This window comes from Aquimarina callyspongiae (genome assembly GCF_034322225.1).
GTDB lineage: Bacteria > Bacteroidota > Bacteroidia > Flavobacteriales > Flavobacteriaceae > Aquimarina.
In genome coordinates, this window is record NZ_JAXLPA010000004.1 from 142,482 (window position 1) to 159,689 (window position 17,208).

At 32.4% G+C, this 17,208-nt stretch carries 16 protein-coding genes; 13 read left to right on the forward strand and 3 right to left on the reverse strand.

What is annotated here, in order from left to right; genetic code table 11:
• Window position 1 precedes the first annotated feature (1 nt).
• A complete protein-coding gene (locus U0D62_RS17070) occupies window positions 2–238 on the reverse strand; it encodes a hypothetical protein (RefSeq protein WP_322288536.1) in 237 nt (78 codons plus the stop codon).
• Between the two features lie 103 nt (window positions 239–341).
• On the opposite strand from U0D62_RS17070, the gene U0D62_RS17075 reads away from it, so the two are divergent.
• The 9 genes from U0D62_RS17075 (at window position 342) to U0D62_RS17115 (ending at window position 10,917) form a co-directional block, all read left to right on the forward strand.
• Complete coding sequence (locus tag U0D62_RS17075; RefSeq protein WP_322288537.1) at window positions 342–1,115, forward strand: MBL fold metallo-hydrolase; 774 nt, start codon at window positions 342–344, stop codon at window positions 1,113–1,115.
• A 19-nt stretch (window positions 1,116–1,134) separates the two neighbouring features.
• On the forward strand, window positions 1,135–4,341 hold the full coding sequence (locus U0D62_RS17080; RefSeq protein ID WP_322288538.1) for a WD40/YVTN/BNR-like repeat-containing protein: 3,207 nt from the start codon (window positions 1,135–1,137) through the stop codon (window positions 4,339–4,341).
• 26 nt (window positions 4,342–4,367) lie between these two features.
• Entirely contained in the window at window positions 4,368–6,314 is a 1,947-nt protein-coding gene (locus U0D62_RS17085) for a S9 family peptidase (protein WP_322288539.1), read from the forward strand.
• Window positions 6,315–6,437: 123 nt separating this feature from the next.
• On the forward strand, window positions 6,438–7,133 hold the full coding sequence (locus U0D62_RS17090; protein ID WP_322288540.1) for a DUF2490 domain-containing protein: 696 nt from the start codon (window positions 6,438–6,440) through the stop codon (window positions 7,131–7,133).
• A gap of 124 nt (window positions 7,134–7,257) precedes the next feature.
• A complete protein-coding gene (locus U0D62_RS17095) occupies window positions 7,258–7,833 on the forward strand; it encodes a cysteine hydrolase family protein (protein ID WP_322288541.1) in 576 nt (191 codons plus the stop codon).
• 180 nt (window positions 7,834–8,013) lie between these two features.
• Window positions 8,014–8,871 (forward strand): helix-turn-helix domain-containing protein, encoded by an 858-nt coding sequence (locus U0D62_RS17100; RefSeq protein WP_322288542.1) that lies wholly within the window; start codon window positions 8,014–8,016, stop codon window positions 8,869–8,871.
• Window positions 8,872–8,934: 63 nt separating this feature from the next.
• The gene (locus tag U0D62_RS17105) at window positions 8,935–9,330 is read left to right on the forward strand and encodes a DUF4345 domain-containing protein (protein WP_322288543.1); all 396 of its coding nucleotides are present in this window, start codon (window positions 8,935–8,937) and stop codon (window positions 9,328–9,330) included.
• 26 nt (window positions 9,331–9,356) lie between these two features.
• Window positions 9,357–9,947 (forward strand): SRPBCC family protein, encoded by a 591-nt coding sequence (locus U0D62_RS17110; RefSeq protein ID WP_322288544.1) that lies wholly within the window; start codon window positions 9,357–9,359, stop codon window positions 9,945–9,947.
• A gap of 28 nt (window positions 9,948–9,975) precedes the next feature.
• Window positions 9,976–10,917 (forward strand): SDR family NAD(P)-dependent oxidoreductase, encoded by a 942-nt coding sequence (locus tag U0D62_RS17115; RefSeq protein ID WP_322288545.1) that lies wholly within the window; start codon window positions 9,976–9,978, stop codon window positions 10,915–10,917.
• Between the two features lie 84 nt (window positions 10,918–11,001).
• Here the strand turns inward: U0D62_RS17115 and U0D62_RS17120 are convergent, their stop codons facing one another.
• Window positions 11,002–12,450 carry a serine hydrolase domain-containing protein gene (locus tag U0D62_RS17120; RefSeq protein ID WP_322288546.1) on the reverse strand — a complete coding sequence of 483 codons (1,449 nt, stop codon included), beginning with the start codon at window positions 12,448–12,450 and terminating at the stop codon, window positions 11,002–11,004.
• Between the two features lie 207 nt (window positions 12,451–12,657).
• Here U0D62_RS17120 and U0D62_RS17125 point away from each other — a divergent pair, with 207 nt between their 5' ends.
• The gene (locus tag U0D62_RS17125) at window positions 12,658–13,725 is read left to right on the forward strand and encodes a sensor histidine kinase (RefSeq protein ID WP_322288547.1); all 1,068 of its coding nucleotides are present in this window, start codon (window positions 12,658–12,660) and stop codon (window positions 13,723–13,725) included.
• Entirely contained in the window at window positions 13,725–14,411 is a 687-nt protein-coding gene (locus U0D62_RS17130; RefSeq protein WP_322288548.1) for a LytR/AlgR family response regulator transcription factor, read from the forward strand. Before U0D62_RS17125 ends, U0D62_RS17130 begins: the two co-directional genes overlap by 1 nt.
• Window positions 14,412–14,432: 21 nt before the next feature.
• Here the strand turns inward: U0D62_RS17130 and U0D62_RS17135 are convergent, their stop codons facing one another.
• The gene (locus U0D62_RS17135; protein ID WP_322288549.1) at window positions 14,433–15,542 is read right to left on the reverse strand and encodes a helix-turn-helix transcriptional regulator; all 1,110 of its coding nucleotides are present in this window, start codon (window positions 15,540–15,542) and stop codon (window positions 14,433–14,435) included.
• A 145-nt stretch (window positions 15,543–15,687) separates the two neighbouring features.
• Here U0D62_RS17135 and U0D62_RS17140 point away from each other — a divergent pair, with 145 nt between their 5' ends.
• Window positions 15,688–16,236: a type II toxin-antitoxin system RatA family toxin gene (locus U0D62_RS17140; RefSeq protein ID WP_322288550.1), complete on the forward strand. Its 549-nt coding sequence runs from the start codon at window positions 15,688–15,690 to the stop codon at window positions 16,234–16,236.
• A 75-nt stretch (window positions 16,237–16,311) separates the two neighbouring features.
• Complete coding sequence (locus U0D62_RS17145; protein WP_322288551.1) at window positions 16,312–17,175, forward strand: VOC family protein; 864 nt, start codon at window positions 16,312–16,314, stop codon at window positions 17,173–17,175.
• Window positions 17,176–17,208 lie beyond the last annotated feature (33 nt).

Here is a 17,208-nt window from a genome sequence, read left to right on the forward strand (position 1 = left end):
TTTATGAAGAAAGTAGTTCTTTGACTTTTTCATAATCTTCCTCATATTCCCAATAGATAATTCTATTATATGCGTATTTGATCAAAATAAAGTTTTCACTTAACGACAAAATCCTATCGACTGATACTAATTTCTTAGAAGCTTCAGAAACCTTAACTTCTTCAATGATTTCCTGATTTCTGGCATCAAACCCATGTAAAATCTGATGATTTTTAAGAGTAAGCTCAATAAATTTCATGATGTATTCTTTTCGATCAAAAATACTCGATTTTACCTTAACACCCCTTTAAGAATTTAGCATTTACATTTTATTAACTTTAGGGGTTTTAAAATCAGTTACAGTGTCAAAAATTCTTTTTCTTTTCACTACAGTTCTTATAAGTACTATAAGTCTTTCTCAAGAGCGTATTAGTCTCGTCTATACAGGTAATATGGGAGTATATATATCTGATGGACAATCTTCTTTCTTAATAGATGGTTTACATACCAAGTATGGAGATGATTATCTTTTCCCTTCAAAAGAATTAGTTAAAAAAATTGGATCACAATTACAACCCGATGCGATACTGTTCACGCATTATCACGGAGATCATTTCAGTGCTGAGCTGTCAAAAGAATATCTCGATCATAATCAAAAGTCAGTTCTTTTTGGTTCTAGTCAAATCGCTAGTAATTTTAGAGCTTATAATAAAAGAATACATACGGTAACTACCAGTGATTATATTAAACGCACTACAAATGTTGGAGATCTTAAAATTACTGGTTTTAAAATAAATCATGCAGGAAAGAGACATCTTGCCGTAGAAAATGTGGGGTATATCGTAGATATTAAAGGAAAGAAAATCTTACACGTAGGTGATACTAATTGGCTAGAAGAAATAAACCTTTTTGATCAATTAGAACTAATTAAAGAAGAAATCGATATTGCTATTCTTCCATATTGGATGCTCTTACATGAAGACGCCACTAAACTCATAAAAAAACACATCAACCCAAAACAATTGGTCGCAACACATATTTCTCCCAGAATAAAAAAACAAGAACTTAGAGAATTAAAAAAACGTTATCCCAAAGTATATTTTTTAACAAAACAAGAACAACAAATACAACTATAATTAACTCACACACTACACAATGAAAAAATATCTATTTTTAATACTCCTCACTATTACTTCTGTTCTATCAGCACAGGATTTTTCGATGGATCTCATAAAAGACCTTACTCCTCGTAATATTGGACCTGGTGGAATGAGTGGTCGAGTTACCTCAATCGATGTGGTTACTTCTGATCCAGACGTTATTTATGCAGGGACAGCATCAGGTGGATTATGGAAATCAACATCTGGAGGTATTAAATGGAAACCCATTTTTAATAATGAGGCTACCGCCTCTATCGGAGCAGTTGCGATTCAGCAATCAAATTCATCTGTAATTTGGGTTGGAACTGGAGAAGGAAACCCTAGAAATAGTCTTAACGGTGGATATGGTATCTATAAATCCTTGGATGGTGGAAAAAACTGGAAATTGATGGGGTTAGAAAAAACCAGACATATCCATCGAGTGATAATTGATCCTACTAATCCTGATACGGTATATGTTGCAGCAATTGGTTCTCCTTGGGGAGAACATCCAGAAAGAGGAGTTTTTAAAACTACAGATGGCGGTAAAACCTGGAATAAAATTTTATACACTAATAATAAAACAGGGGCTGCAGATCTTATAATGGATCCTACAAATCCTAATAAGTTAATCGTTGCTATGTGGGAACATAAACGCGATCCTTGGTTTTTTAAATCTGGTGGAAAAGGCTCTGGGCTTTATGTAACGCATGACGGAGGAAAAATTTGGGAAGAACGAACGGATAAAGACGGGCTTCCAAAAGGAGATTTAGGAAGAATCGGATTAGCCATAGCTCCAAACAAACCTAATATTATATATGCACTTGTTGAAGCAAAGAAGAATGCTTTGTACAAATCTACAGATGGTGGTTTTAAATGGAAAAAAGTGAATGATAAAAATGATATCGGTAATCGTCCATTTTACTACTCCGATATTTTTGTAGATCCTCAAAATGAAAATAGAGTATACTCAGTATTCACGTATGTAAATGTATCTGAAGATGGTGGGAAAAACTTTTCTCAATTGATGCCGGCTTATGGAGTTGATAATGGCGTACATCCAGATCATCACGCTTGGTGGATTCATCCTAATGACGGTAGTTATATGATTGATGGAAATGACGGTGGACTAAATATAACCCGCGATGGAGGAAAAACCTGGCGTTTTATAGGTAATCTGCCTGTTGCTCAATTTTACCATATCAATGTGGATAATGAATTTCCGTATAATGTGTACGGAGGTATGCAGGATAATGGTAGTTGGAGAGGTCCTGCCTATGTTTGGAAAGCACAAGGAATAAGAAATTCATATTGGCAAGAAATATCATTTGGTGATGGTTTTGATGTGGTTCCTGATAAAGATGATTCCAGATATGGTTGGTCTATGAGTCAACAAGGATTTGTAAGTCGTTATGATTGGATTACTGGTAACAATTATACAGTTCGTCCTACACATTCTGATCCAGAAGTAAAACTACGTTTTAATTGGAATGCTGCTATTAACATTGATCCGTTTGATAATAATACTATCTATTTTGGAAGTCAATTTGTGCATAAAAGTATCGATAAAGGACTTACGTGGACTGTTATTTCTCCTGATTTATCTACTAACAACCCTGAGAAATTAAAACAATCAGAAAGTGGTGGATTAACCATGGATGCTACAGGAGCAGAAAATCACTGTACCGTTTTAGTTATTGAGCCATCTCCATTAGAACAAAACATGTTATGGGCAGGTACTGATGACGGACGAGTTCATATAACGCAAAATGGTGGTGCCAGTTGGACAGATGTTTCCAAAAACATAAAAGAATTGCCAAAAGGAAGCTGGATTGTGCAAATCAAAGCCTCTAACAAAAAGAAAGGTGAAGCCCTATTAGTTGCAAACGATTATCGTAGATTCAACTATACCCCATATGCTTTTAGAACTACTGATTATGGTAAAACATGGAAACGTATTGTAGATCAAAATGATGTAAAAAGTTATACTTTAAGTATTGTTGAAGATCCTGTAGAAAAAAATCTTTTATTCTTAGGAACCGATGACGGACTCTATGTTTCTTTAAACGCTGGTACAGATTGGATTAAGTGGACCAAAGGTTTCCCTACTGTTTCAGTTAAAGATTTAGTGATTCAACCTAGAGAACATGATTTAATCATAGGTACTTTTGGTAGAGCTGCTTGGGTATTGGATGATATCCGCCCATTAAGAGCTCTGGCCAAAAACAAAAATATCCTTAATCAGAAGTTACAACTGTTTGATCCTCCTGTTGCGTATCAGGCAGCATATCAACAACCTACAGGAAGTCGTTTTGGTGGTGATGCTCTATATAATGGAGAGAATAGAGATTTTGGAGCACATCTTGCTTATTATGTTAAAGTAGAAGAAAAGAAAAAAGAAGACCCAAAAGAGGATAAAAAGGAAGATAACGAGGTAGAAGATGAAAAAGAAGAAACTAAGATAAAATGGGATTCTATTCATATTAAGATTTATGATGGCGATCGATTGATTAGAACATTAAAACAGAAAACCCCAGATTCTACCGGAATACATAAGACTCGTTGGTTTATGGATGAAAAAGGAGTAGATCGTCCTTCAAGAAAAATTCAAAAAAGAGATAGAGAACCAGGAGGTGTAAGCGTAAAACCAGGAACTTACAAAGTCGTATTTGAATATGGAGATCAACGTTCTGAAACAAAAATTGAAGTTAAAAGTGATCCTAGATTAAAGATATCACAAAAAAATATTAACCAGATATATGATGCTTCCAAAAAACTGGAAGCTATGAGACAAACCGCTGCTGATGCTGTAAAACAATTAGTAGAGAGTAAAGAAATAGCTTCTAAGTATCAAAAAGAGCTTAAAAAACTTGATAAAGAAAAATTTAAAGATCAAATCAAAGCTTCTAAAAGTATTACTAAAAAAATAGATAGTGTGATTGCTATTTATATCGGTAAAGAAGATAAACGACAAGGAATTACCCGTAATCCAGAAGTAAATGTTATGCAACGAATGGGTACTGCAGGATGGTATGTAGGTAGTCGTCAGAACGGTTTAACAGCTACAGAAGAAACTTTGATAAAGAACGCCAAAGATGCTTTACAAAAAGCAATAACCAAGACTAATGAGTTTTTTACAAATGATTGGAAACCTTACCGTGAAGCGATTGAAAAATTAGAAACTTCACCATTTAAGGAAACAAAGAATTTTAGTTTAGAATAATAAATAAACCAATATATTTTAAACCCATGAGAAAACTAATCACAATTAGTTTGGGCTTACTTCTACTCTATTCTTGTAAAGAAGAAAAAAAAGAAGAAGTTGCTCAACCTATTCAAATCAAAGAGTACTCCATTAAACAATTTATGGATAATGAAAATGCATTTGCTAATGGATTTTCACCAGATAAATCAAAAGCTCTAATAACGAGTAATCGATCTGGGATCTACAATATGTATACGGTTTCATCAAATGGTGGAGAATTTACTCCTGTTACCGCTTCAGATAGTTCTTCTGTCTTTGGGATCTCTTACTTTCCTGAAGATGATAGAATACTATTCAGAATGGATGGTAATGGAGATGAGATCTTTAAACTGTTCCTAAAAGATACTTCTGGTATCAAACGTCTTACTCCAGCAGAGAATGTACGTGCACTTTTTAGAGGTTGGGCAAAAGATGGTAAAAGTTTCTTCTTTGGTAGTAACCAAAGAGATCCTAAGTTTATGGATCACTATGAGATGGATATTGCCAATTTTACATCCAAAGTAATTTATGAGAATAAAGATGGATTAGACTTTGCAGGAATGTCTGACGACAGAAAATACATTGCTTTATTAAAACCTGTAAACACTAATGACACAGATCTTTTTATACTTAATACAGAAACCAAAGAAAAGGTTAAGGTTAATGATAATTTAAGCGGTAACTCTCCAGAAGATTTCTCTCCAGACGGATTGTCTTTCTATTATACAACAGATGACGGAGCAGAATTTAGTTACTTAATGAAGTATAATTTAAAAGATGGTAGTAAAGAAAAAGTAGTTGAAAAAGATTGGGATATTAGTTCATTTTACTTTACAAGAAATGGAAAATATCAAGTGATGTTCACTAATGAAGATGCCAAAACAGTAATGCAGGTTAAAGAAGTAGCCACTGGTGCTGTAGTAGAATTTCCAACTTTTGAAAATAAAGAGATCAGCAGTGCCAGTTTCTCCAGAGACGAGTCTATGGCATTTTTAAATGTTTCAGGTTCTGGAACTCCGAGAAATGTGTACTCTTATGATCTGGCTTCAAAACAATATCATAAATTAACAGATGTTTTAAATAAAGAGATTAATGAAGATGACCTTGTTGCTTCAGAAGTAGTTCGATTTAAATCATTCGATGGTTTAGAAATTCCTGCAATCTACTACAAACCTAAGCAAGCTACTGCAGATAATAAAGTACCTGCTTTAGTGTGGGTTCATGGAGGTCCAGGAGGTCAATCAAGACAAGGCTATAGCTCTGTTATTCAATACTTAGTAAATCACGGATACGCTATTCTTGCTGTAAACAATCGAGGAAGTAGTGGTTATGGAAAAACATTCTATAAAATGGATGATCAAAACCATGGTGATAAAGATCTTAAAGACTGTGTAGCAGGAAAAGATTGGTTAGCTCAACAAGAAATCATTGATGCTAATAAAATAGGAATCATCGGTGGTTCATATGGAGGATATATGACAATGGCAGCCCTTACTTATACACCCGAAGATTTTAAAGTAGGTGTTAATATTTTTGGAGTAACCAATTGGTTGAGAACTCTAAAAAGTATTCCGCCATGGTGGGAATCTTTTAAAGAAGCTTTATATGAAGAAATGGGAGATCCTAATACTGCTGATTCTGTAAGATTACGTAAAATATCTCCATTATTTCATACCGAAAAAGTGACTAAACCACTAATTGTTCTTCAAGGAGCTAAAGATCCTCGAGTTTTAAAAGTTGAATCCGATGAAATCGTAGCAGGTGTTAAGAAGAATGGTGTTCCTGTTGAATATGTATTATTTGAAGATGAAGGGCACGGTTTTGTTAAAAAAGAAAATCAAATTGAAGCTTACAGTAGAGTTATGAAATTTCTAGACAAATACCTTAAAAATACTGGTTCAGAAATAATCAATGATGGTAAATCTGAAACAAAAAAGGTTGAATCTGAATAATCATTTTATAATATTATAAATCTATAAACTGTAAAAAATAAACTTGTCCAAAACGATATCTTAATTTGATTATTGGATAAGTTTATTTTTTACATTTGTGCCTTACATTAAAAAAAGATTACAATGAAAAAAATATTTTTACTAGCAATTATCCTAACAACTTTTATCTCTAATACCTATGCGCAGGAAACTGGAGAAGATGAATGGGGAGCTTGGTATATGTATTTTGGAACCAATAAGGTTACCGATAAATTAAGTATTCATACCGAAGCACAATTCAGATTTTATGAAATAGCTTCTACTTTTAACCAATTACTACTACGTACCGGACTTAATTATCATATCAACGAAAATGCTATCGCTACTTTTGGATACGGTTATATCAGTACAGATGGCACGTTTGAAGATGTTCCTGGAGAAGAAAACTCTGATGAACACCGTATTTTTCAGCAATTTATTCTTAAAAATAAAGTAGGTAAATTTAAATTCGAGCACCGTTATCGTTTAGAACAACGTTTTATTAGTACGCAAGCAGACGATTTTACCGAGCATCGTGCCCGATATCGTTTACAGCTTACCTATCCTATCAATGACAAATGGTTTTTAAACGCTTATGATGAAGTATTTATCAACTTACAAGAGCCTATTTTTGGTCAGAATCGTTTATATGGAGCGATCGGGTATAATGTAGAAAAGAACATTAGCGTTCAGCTAGGATATCTTAAAAATCATTTTACCGGTAGAAATTTTGACCGTTTACAGTTAGGAGTATTCTTTAATACCGACTTTAGAAAAAGTAAACAAAAAAACAAAGGTTAATAAATTTCTGCACTTACTTTTTACTAAGTAGTGTATAACTTTTTAATATGAGAACGAAGCGGTTAGATTTGTTCTCATTTTTTTGATTTATTTATTTTCAAATAATTAAAAACATCAAAAGCACATGAAATTAACAAAACAAGATAATCCTGCTTTACTTCTTATTGATATTCAGAAAGGTTTTGAGGACGTTCCTTATTGGGGTGGCGAACGCAATAATCCCCATGCAGAAGGTAATATGGAAAAACTACTACAATTATGGAGAAAACATCAACTTCCGGTTTTTCATATAAAACATTGTTCTACCAATCCTGTTTCTCCTTTGGCAAAAGGAAATCCTGGAAATGATTTCATGGACTTTAATGTACCTGCAAACAATGAACCTATTATCGAAAAAGATGTAAACAGTGCTTTCATCGGTACTGATTTGCAACAACAGTTAAAAGATCAAAAAATTGATAACCTGGTAATTGTTGGTCTTACAACAGATCATTGTGTATCTACAACAACTCGCATGGCCGGTAATTTTGGTTTTGACACGTATTTGGTTGAAGATGCGGTTGCAACTTTTAATAAAGTAGGAGCTAACGGAGAAAATTATAGTGCTCAATTAATACACGATACTGCAATAGCTAGTTTAAAAGATGAATTTGCTACGATTATAACTACAGAATCTCTTTTTGATCAATTCACTCAATAATTCATGCTAATATTTTTCGTTGAAAGAAAAAAAAACATCTATAACTAATAAATAGTGTCAATTGCTTAAATATTTCTTTTCGGAAATTCTTTCCACTTTTACTATCTTGTTTTTTTATCTATAAGTTCAAGCAGGTATTTTAATACTAATCACAAACTAAACGTTCACAACAAAATAAAGGTGGAATTTAAAGAACAAGTAATAACGTATAAGGATCGTGTTGTATTTATAAAGCTATCAATGCCTTCTTTCAATAGAACGCTAAAGCATTATATTGAAGACGAAGCTTGTTTTATGTTTGTAAATAAAGGAGAGGTTGGTGTTAGATCCTCAGAAGATTATTTTCTTCTCAATAAAAAAACAGCAATGCTCGCCAAATGTTTAAATTACTTCTTTGAGCCTAGTGATGATCAAACACATTGTAAAGATGGAATTGAATCTATTGGCATATTTCTTTATCCTTCTTTGGTAAAAGATTTATTTGAATTTGATGTTGCAAATTCTAATTACACTGTTGATTTTAATCTTAAACAAATTGTAGTTGATCGTCTTTTAGAAAATTACAAGGAGAGCATTAATATTCTACTTGATAATCCAGAGTTGGCAGATGATAACATTATAAAAACCAAACTCAGAGAATTTGTTTTACTTGTATCAAAATCACAAGAAGCTCCTTCACAATTGGACTTTTTAGCAGCTTTGTTCAAACCAAATGAAGTAGATTTCAAATCAACAATCCGCCATAATCTATATGCAAATTTATCATTAGATGAATTAGCAACCCTTTGTCACTTGAGTATTTCTTCTTTTAAAAGAAAATTTAAAACCATTTTTAACGATAGTCCTAAAAAGTATATTTCTAAAAAGAAAGTAGAGAAAGCAGCAGAGTTATTAAAAACAAACGATTTACGTATCTCTGATATTGCTTATGACGTTGGATTCGATTCATTAGCCACTTTTAACCGCAACTTTACTTCCATTTATGGAAAATCTCCTTCAGAATATCGTTTGAACCAAAATGATAAGTCTTTGGGCTAAAACGAGATAATATACCTTTCTCTTTTCGTGAATTTTGTTCTCAACAATTAAAAGAACAAAGTCATGAAAAATTCAAAAGTATTAAAGACCTATTTGGTAATTTCAGGATTACTACTCTCCTTTATAGGTGGCACTACTCTATTCATACCAATAAAAATGAAAGGTAGTGCCGGAATCGATATTGCAGGAAATATTAGTGTAATAAACGATGTCAGAGCTTTTAGTACTCTAATTCTTGCTATTGCAATATTAACACTACTTGGAGCCTTCCTCAAAAAATTAACCTATACATCCTCTCTTGTTTCTTTTCTTCTATTTCTCTCATTAGGAATAGGCAGAGTAATAAGCATTTTAATAGATGGAATGCCAGTAGGCGGTTTGGTAAAAGCTACTGCATTAGAGCTTGTACTCGGAACCATAGGAGCTATCCTTTTTTTAACATATCAGAGAAAAAAGTAAAAAAATAATTAAAAAAAAACAGAATTATGAAAACCACATTTAAAATAGGATTAACAGTATTGTTAATCATTGCAAAAACAAGCTTATTTGCTCAAAAAACAGATAAAAAAGTAATAACATTTTCGGTTGAACGAGCAATCAATGCGCCCGCTGATAAAGTATGGAAAGTGGTAGGAGAAGATTTTGGTGCCATTGCCAATTCGCACCCCAAAATTGTAAGTTCTAACTATAATCAAGGGCATATTATCGGAGGAGAAAATGCATCCAGAACTTGTAACTTTAATGAAAAAGGCACTAAATATTTACAAGAAACACAAGTGGATTTTGATGCTAAAAATTACACCTTCAAAGTACTCATAAATAACACTAGTGGGATTCCTCTAAACTCCGAATATAGTTATGGGATTTATAAAGTAATCCCTATTGATTCTGATTCTTCCAAACTAGTAATGACAATGGGGTTAAGAACTAAACCTGCATTTTTAGGATCGATTGCAAAAGGTCAATTTAAACGAGATATAGCCAATTACTTATTGGCAGTCGAACACTACGTATTAACTGGTGAAAATGTTAACAAAGAAAACTTCAAAGAGATTAAGAAAAAATATGAGAAGTAAATCTTCTCTAAATAAATAGTAAGACATTATGAAAAATTCACAAATAAAAAACAAAATCGTAATGATTACCGGAGCTAATGCCGGTATTGGTAAAGAAACTGCCAGGCAATTAGCGATGAAACCTGAGACTGAGAAAATTTACCTGGCTTGCAGAAATAAGGAAAAAGCCATAATTGCAAAAACATCATTAGAAGAATCCACAGGAAGATCAATCTTTGAAATATTGATTATGGATGTATCAGACTCTGATTCAGTAAAAAAAGCAGTTAAGAAATTAAATGAACCAATTGATGCATTGGTAATGAATGCTGGAGGTACAGGAGGCAAAAATCCGGAGAAAATCACTAAAGAAGGAGTTACAAACATTACAGCTACAAACCTTTTGGGGCATGTTGTACTCGTAGATGAATTATTAAAGGCTGATAAACTAAAAAACATTGTTCTCTTTGCTAGCTCAGAAGCTGCTAGAGGTATCAAAAAAATGGGAATGAAACGCCCTAATTTACAAAACTCGTCAATTGAGGAATTTACAACTGTATTTGACGGAACGTTTTTCGGAAATGATTTTGATCCAATGCAAGTATATGGAGTCATAAAATATGGAGGAACGCTATGGATGTCATCAATGGCTAGAAAACACCCAAAAATCCGTTTTATTTCTATAAGCCCAGGAGGAACAAGAGGTACTCAAGGATTTGATGACCTCCCACTTTTGAAAAAAATCATGTTTAAGTATATAGGGATGCCAATTTTCATGCCTTTACTTGGACTTTCTCATAGTCTTAAAAAAGGTGCAAAAAGATTTGTTGATGGAATTAGTAATGATTCCTTAAGTAGTGGTAGTTTTTATGGAAGTAAAGAAGGAGTTTTAACAGGTCCATTAGTGGATCAGGGAAATATTTTTTCGGATTTAAAAAATCAAAACTATCAGGACAATGCCAATATGGCGATTCATAGGTTTATAAATTAAAACATTATTTTGAATAAGATCTATAAGAAATAGCAAGGTAATCAAAATATTACCTTGCTATTTCTTATTCATTTTTATCTAATATCACATTTCGATTCCATCGATTTTTACTAATCCATCCGAGGCAAGTATAACATTAAACATAATCATTTGTACGCCTTCTGAGGTTTCTATACCTAATGCTATTTCGTCTCCTTCAGTTAATCGAATCTCAACAACTTTACCATCTTTTAACTTCTTATGAAATTGATTAAAAAAATTAAGATGTTCTTCCATAGGAAAAGATTGTAAAAATGAAGTCAGCGTTCTTCTCTCTAAAAAAGATTTCCAAATATCTTTATCCGTGGTACGCACTGTCTGCATAAAATCCTTGACTAACTGATCAGCCATCGTACCAGTTATATTATTTCTTTTATCTCTATCAGATATTTCTGGTCTAAAATCGAGAGTTAATAATATCCCTGCAACCTGAGAAGGTATTCTTTCATATTTACGCTGTACAGCATTTGTCATCAGGATAATCGTAATATCTTCTTCAAGATATCTCCAAAAGTCAGCAAAGAACACTCCGTTACCTCCATTATGCGCTATTAACTCGGTTTTTCTAGGTGTCGGAAAAATTGCCCAACCATATCCATAATAAGATCCTGCTCCTTCACCCTCTTCAATATGTTTATTATAAAATTTTTTCTTTGCCGCAGTATTCAAAATTTTATCTCCAAGTAATGCTTGATGCCACTTATACATATCCTGAACAGTAGAAAGGACTCCCCCATTAGCTTTAAGATGCCAGTAAGGTTCTTTACCATCCCATTCTTTTTCTGTTGGTTTTCCCCAGGTTTTATTTCTACGATATCCCACAGCTATATCTTTAAACTTTGGCAAGTCATATCCTGTTTGATCCATTCCTGAAGGTTTCCATAAGTTTTTAGCCAAATAGGTTTCATAAGACACTCCTGATACCTTTTCGATAATAATACCCAGAAAAGTAAAACCAACATTAGAGTATTCATATTGTGTTCCGGGTTTAAACAACAACTTTCGACCAGCTGCTTTTTTGATAAATTCAGTCGTTGTAATTTTTTGATAGTCATCTCCGATCGCTGGTGGTAATCCCGATGAATGTGTTAAAAGATGATGTAGTGTGATGTCTTTTTTGTCAGCAGGCATTTCTGGTATATACTTAGACAGTTTATCCTTTACTGATAACTTGCCTTGCATTTCTAACTTTAGAATAGCTGCGCCGGTAAATTGCTTAGTGATTGAACCTATATCAAAAACAGTTTGAGCAGTTGCTTTAATTTTTTGTTCACGATCACTGAAGCCATATCCTTTTTCTAAAAGAATTTTTCCTTTCTGAGCTACAAGAATGCTTCCTGAGAAACCAGATCTCTCTAATTCATCCATATAATCAGATAGTTTTTGAGTATAAGTAATTTCTGGTTTCTCATCAACACTTTGAGCAATCACTGGCTCTTGTCTACAGGATAGTAAGATACTTGCTATCCATGCTAATTTTAATAATTTAATCATAATTGTTCGTTTTTTGAAGTTCAATATTACTACTGGATTTGAACAGTTACAACAAAATGTTATCTAGCTAAAAACTAAGTTATCAATATCTTAGTTACTGTTACTAAAGAGATTTATACCTTTTATAACCCTTACATCACAAAAAACTCTATTACATCACATTTATATAATCGGTTCGACTATTATATATACTTTTGAATTGTGAATATGCAAAAGATAACATTACGACAAGGCGTAGAAATTTTCTTAAATGTCATTTTTTGGGCTATGGCTATTACCATTCTATTATTAACCACAGAAACTGGAGTAATAGAGAACGTAGAAGAAGATGACCACGGTAATATTATCAGGGAAACTATTGAAATGGGGCCTTTTATTCTTGAGAACTTTATAGGAATGTTGGGCATTATTCCTCTTTTTTATCTCAATACATTCTACTTAATCCCAAAATATTATACCAATAAGAAATATCTTTTCTTTTCGGGATCATTGATTTTAGGTTTGATTTTATTAATTGCTTTTGAATTAATTATAGTTATTTTTCAAAGAATTACAATCCATTCAATGATGGTTCGGTTTTTTATGTTCTATAATTTCTTTTATATAGCTATCGCTACTGTATACGGAATTATACGACATCAGTTCAAAATAGAACAAAAACAACAACTCTTAGAAAAAGAAAAAGTGAGTGCAGAATTACGGCTTATGCAATCACAGATCAATCCACATTTTATGTTTAATGCTTTAAATAATTTGCTCGCTGTATCAGAACGATCTAATAACCCTGAAACCTCGTCTGGGATCACAAAACTTTCTGATTTATTACGATTTATGATCTATGACACACAAGCAGAACGAGTGCCAATTGTAAAAGAAATTGAATTCATTAAAAATTTTATATCTCTACAAGAACTTCGTTATAGTAAAGAAGACCCTTTTGTTATTTCTTTTAATATCAAAACCAACCAAAACAACCCTCAAATAGCTCCTACTTTGTTAATACCTTTTGTTGAAAATGCATTTAAACACGGACTTCATATACAATCACCTTCTTTTATTAATATACAATTAGAGTTGAAAGATCATTTACTGAGTTTTAAAGTTGAAAATTCTAAACATCAGCTTCAGAAAACAGAGTTTGAAAAAAAATATTCTGGCGTTGGCCTGGAAAATGTAAAGAGACGACTTGATTTAATCTATCCCAATCATCACAATTTGGAAATTATCGAAGATGAACATACCTTTTGTGTACAATTAAAAATCGAGCTTTTGTAATGATCAAAACAGTAATCATAGATGATGAACCTAATGCTATAGAGCTGTTACAAGGATATGTCAAAAAAACACCTTTTGTAGAATGCATTAAAAGCTTTAGAGATCCTATAGAAGCATTAGTTTATCTGAATGAAAATCAAATAGATTTAATACTCCTCGATATTAATATGCCTCAACTATCAGGTATTTCTTTTATCAAAACACTTAAGAACCCACCAAAGATTATCCTGACAACAGCGTATTCTGAATATGCTGTAGAGAGCTATGAGTACCAAGTTGCTGATTATTTGTTAAAACCCATAGCCTTTGAACGTTTTTTAAAAGCATTATTAAAGATCAGGGATACAATAGATATTCCTTCAAAAAACGTAAAAAATAACAATACAGTTTATATAAAAAGTGGACAACAGCAGTATAAAATAAACCTTCAAGATATTCTATATCTTCAGAAAGATGGTAATTACATCAGCTATATTACTCATGAAAAGACCATTTTGGCAAGACAATCAATTAAAGAAGCTTTAAATGAATTAGGAGAACGGTTTATACAGGTTCATAAATCTACTATTATCAACTTAGATCACATTACAGCTTTTGATTCTAATTCTATAACAATAAAACAACATAAACTATCTATTGGGCAATCCTATAAAGTTACTCTTATTGAGCGTTTGGAAGTAAAATAAATATTTCGGTTCTTTTTATATTTATAACGTAGTTTCTTTTTGTATAAAAACTGTTGGTGTCATTTGAGTAACCTTTTTAAAAGCTCTATAAAAACTAGTCTTACTGCTAAATCCACACTCCTCTCCTATTGCTTGTACTGATAATTTATTCAAAGCTCCAGAACGTAGCATTTCTTTTGCTTTATCGATACGATATTTATTAACTATTTCATAAAAACTCGCTTGCATTTGCTCACTCAACACTTGTGAGATATGATGTGAGGGCACTCCTATCGCTTTAGCTAAATCTGCTATCTTTAAATTAGGATTTAAATAAAAATCCTCTTTTTCAAAATACACCTGTATATCTTTTTTGATTTTTCTTGATCGTGTTTCTGATAATGGTGAAGTTTTATATTTCGTGCCTTCCAAAACTGGTAAAACTTGTTTAATATCCACAATCCAATAGCCCAATAACAATATTGCAATAGACATTAAAGCAGAAAGTACAATCTCTGCAGTAATTGCAGATGCACCTGATAATAAAAATCCGGTTTGTAATAATAATTCTGTTAATGCTAATACTCCTAGCAGAATACTGAAGCGTTTTAATAAAATACTATTCTTTTTATCTTTTCTGTATACATATACAAATGCAATAATAGCATAGCCTAATAATAAAAGTAAATGCATACTGTTTTGCAACCAAACCGAAAAAGAAACTGCTCCATTAGGGAGAATATCATAATAATAATTAATCATTGATAATTTAGTTTCAGCATTCTCAAAATACTTAGGTATAAATAATCCCTGTATACCAAAAAATGGCAGTAAGTGTACTACATCAACTAATTTTAGTCTAAACGTACTATCAGCATAGCTTTTGATAAACATAAAGAATAAAGGACCTACTAAAAAAAATAATGGATACCCTACTCCAAACAGATGAGGCCATTGCTTTATCAATTGAGTTGTAAACAAAAGATAAGTAACTAAATGTTGAATTAGACCCAAAATGGTAAACGCCAAAAAATACCTTGATTGTTTTAATGAAGTACTTTTAAGGATGATCAACATCATAAAACATCCTATCAGAATAACACCTCCTAGTAAAAAGGTAATGATAAATGCAAAAGACTCTATACTGTTCATAGCATAAAAATAGTACTCCTTAATTACATGGGAAAATGTACCTGATTATAATACTACATAAAGTTGTTTCAATTAATTAAGAACACCATATCCAAAGGGATTTCAGTCTTTTTCTTAGGTACTTTTACTCAAAAAACAATCAGATATGGTACGTAAAATTTTAAAAGGTTTAGCACTATTTTTAGTTATAGATATTGTGCTTTTATTAGTTTATGGATTTGTTCAATACCCAAAAGCAAAAGGCGAGCAACATTTTACTGCAGAAAGAATTATTCATGCTCCCAAAGAAAAAGTATGGAAAGTAATCTCAGATGTAGGTAATTATCACGAAGTAACCGCACCTAACATTCATCATGTAAAAATTGTTGAAGGTAGTGGTCTGGGAATGAAAAGAGTTTGTAGTGCACCCGATGGAAGTAGTTGGGAAGAGACTTGCACACTCTGGAAACCTGGAGAAGAATTCAGGTTTAAAGTAAATACCCAAAGAGAAGATTATCCTTTTCCTTTAAAATCTTTGGCTGGTTCCTGGAAGGTTGAGACAGTAAGCCCTATGCAAACAAGACTCTTACTAGATTTTACTTATGAATTTAATAGTCCATTTTTAAGTGGTTATTTTCTTTCAGTGGGTATGAATCAAGCAAAAGAAGACACCGAGTATTTATTAGATAATTGGCAAGAATTAGCCGAAAAATAATCGGGATAAGTTCTTCTTCTGGATAAGGAGAAGAACTTATTACATAATAAATCATCCAACATAAAAAGAAAACAAATGAAAACATATATAATTAGCACTCTATTTTTATTAATCACCAATCTTTCTTTTGGTCAAAAAACTCCAGATTGGTTTGTAGATAATATGACACAATCGATTGGCACTTGGATAACCGACAACTCTTCTTACAAAACCAAACAAGAACCTTTTGATCAATATGGTATGGATTGGGAATGGGGAATTGGTAAACGAAATATCACCGGTAAATTATACGGGTTAATTAATGGTAAAAAACAAGGCATCTTCTGGGAATTCAGGCAATACTGGGATTTTGATAAAAATCAAGGTATCATTATACAATACGGGGCTGATGGTAGTATAGGAAAAGGTCCAATGATTTTAAAAGGAAATCAATTAGAACTTGTACAAGATTTTATATCCCCAGAAGGTAAAAAGACAGTACACGGACACCGTTCTACATTAAATAAAAACATTTTTATTAGTACTTCTTATGATATCTCAGCCAATGGTCACTGGCAAAAAAGACGATCCTATACCTGGTATTTATCTAGTGATCGATCTAAAATGGACCTAGGAGATTTCTCTATGTCTTTGGCTGTAAAAGACATCAAAGCTTCTCATTCTTTTTATGAAAAAATAGGTTATAAAATAGTTAATGGAAGTTTAGATCAAAAATGGGCTATCTTAGAAAATGGGACTTCCAGAATAGGATTGTTTCAAGGAATGTTCCCTACCAATACCTTAACTTTTACTCCTTCAGATATTAGAATTTTCTACAAAAAAATTTCAGAAAAAGGTATAAAAATTACCTTGCCTAATGGAATAGATAAAAAAGAAGGTCCAGCATCCTTTATGATCACTGATCCAGATGGCAACCCTATCTTAATTGATCAACATTAGACATAATCATTATCAAAAAAACAAGGTTTTTGT

Excerpts from the sequence above, each read along its gene's own strand:
- U0D62_RS17070 (WP_322288536.1), bottom strand. The coding sequence starts at position 238 with ATGAAATTTATTGAGCTTACTCTTAAAAATCATCAGATTTTACATGGG.
- U0D62_RS17080 (WP_322288538.1), top strand. The coding sequence starts at position 1,135 with ATGAAAAAATATCTATTTTTAATACTCCTCACTATTACTTCTGTTCTA.
- U0D62_RS17085 (WP_322288539.1), top strand. The coding sequence starts at position 4,368 with ATGAGAAAACTAATCACAATTAGTTTGGGCTTACTTCTACTCTATTCT.
- U0D62_RS17090 (WP_322288540.1), top strand. The coding sequence starts at position 6,438 with ATGAAAAAAATATTTTTACTAGCAATTATCCTAACAACTTTTATCTCT.
- U0D62_RS17095 (WP_322288541.1), top strand. The coding sequence starts at position 7,258 with ATGAAATTAACAAAACAAGATAATCCTGCTTTACTTCTTATTGATATT.
- U0D62_RS17105 (WP_322288543.1), top strand. The coding sequence starts at position 8,935 with ATGAAAAATTCAAAAGTATTAAAGACCTATTTGGTAATTTCAGGATTA.
- U0D62_RS17110 (WP_322288544.1), top strand. The coding sequence starts at position 9,357 with ATGAAAACCACATTTAAAATAGGATTAACAGTATTGTTAATCATTGCA.
- U0D62_RS17115 (WP_322288545.1), top strand. The coding sequence starts at position 9,976 with ATGAAAAATTCACAAATAAAAAACAAAATCGTAATGATTACCGGAGCT.
- U0D62_RS17120 (WP_322288546.1), bottom strand. The coding sequence starts at position 12,450 with ATGATTAAATTATTAAAATTAGCATGGATAGCAAGTATCTTACTATCC.
- U0D62_RS17125 (WP_322288547.1), top strand. The coding sequence starts at position 12,658 with ATGCAAAAGATAACATTACGACAAGGCGTAGAAATTTTCTTAAATGTC.
- U0D62_RS17130 (WP_322288548.1), top strand. The coding sequence starts at position 13,725 with ATGATCAAAACAGTAATCATAGATGATGAACCTAATGCTATAGAGCTG.
- U0D62_RS17135 (WP_322288549.1), bottom strand. The coding sequence starts at position 15,542 with ATGAACAGTATAGAGTCTTTTGCATTTATCATTACCTTTTTACTAGGA.
- U0D62_RS17140 (WP_322288550.1), top strand. The coding sequence starts at position 15,688 with ATGGTACGTAAAATTTTAAAAGGTTTAGCACTATTTTTAGTTATAGAT.
- U0D62_RS17145 (WP_322288551.1), top strand. The coding sequence starts at position 16,312 with ATGAAAACATATATAATTAGCACTCTATTTTTATTAATCACCAATCTT.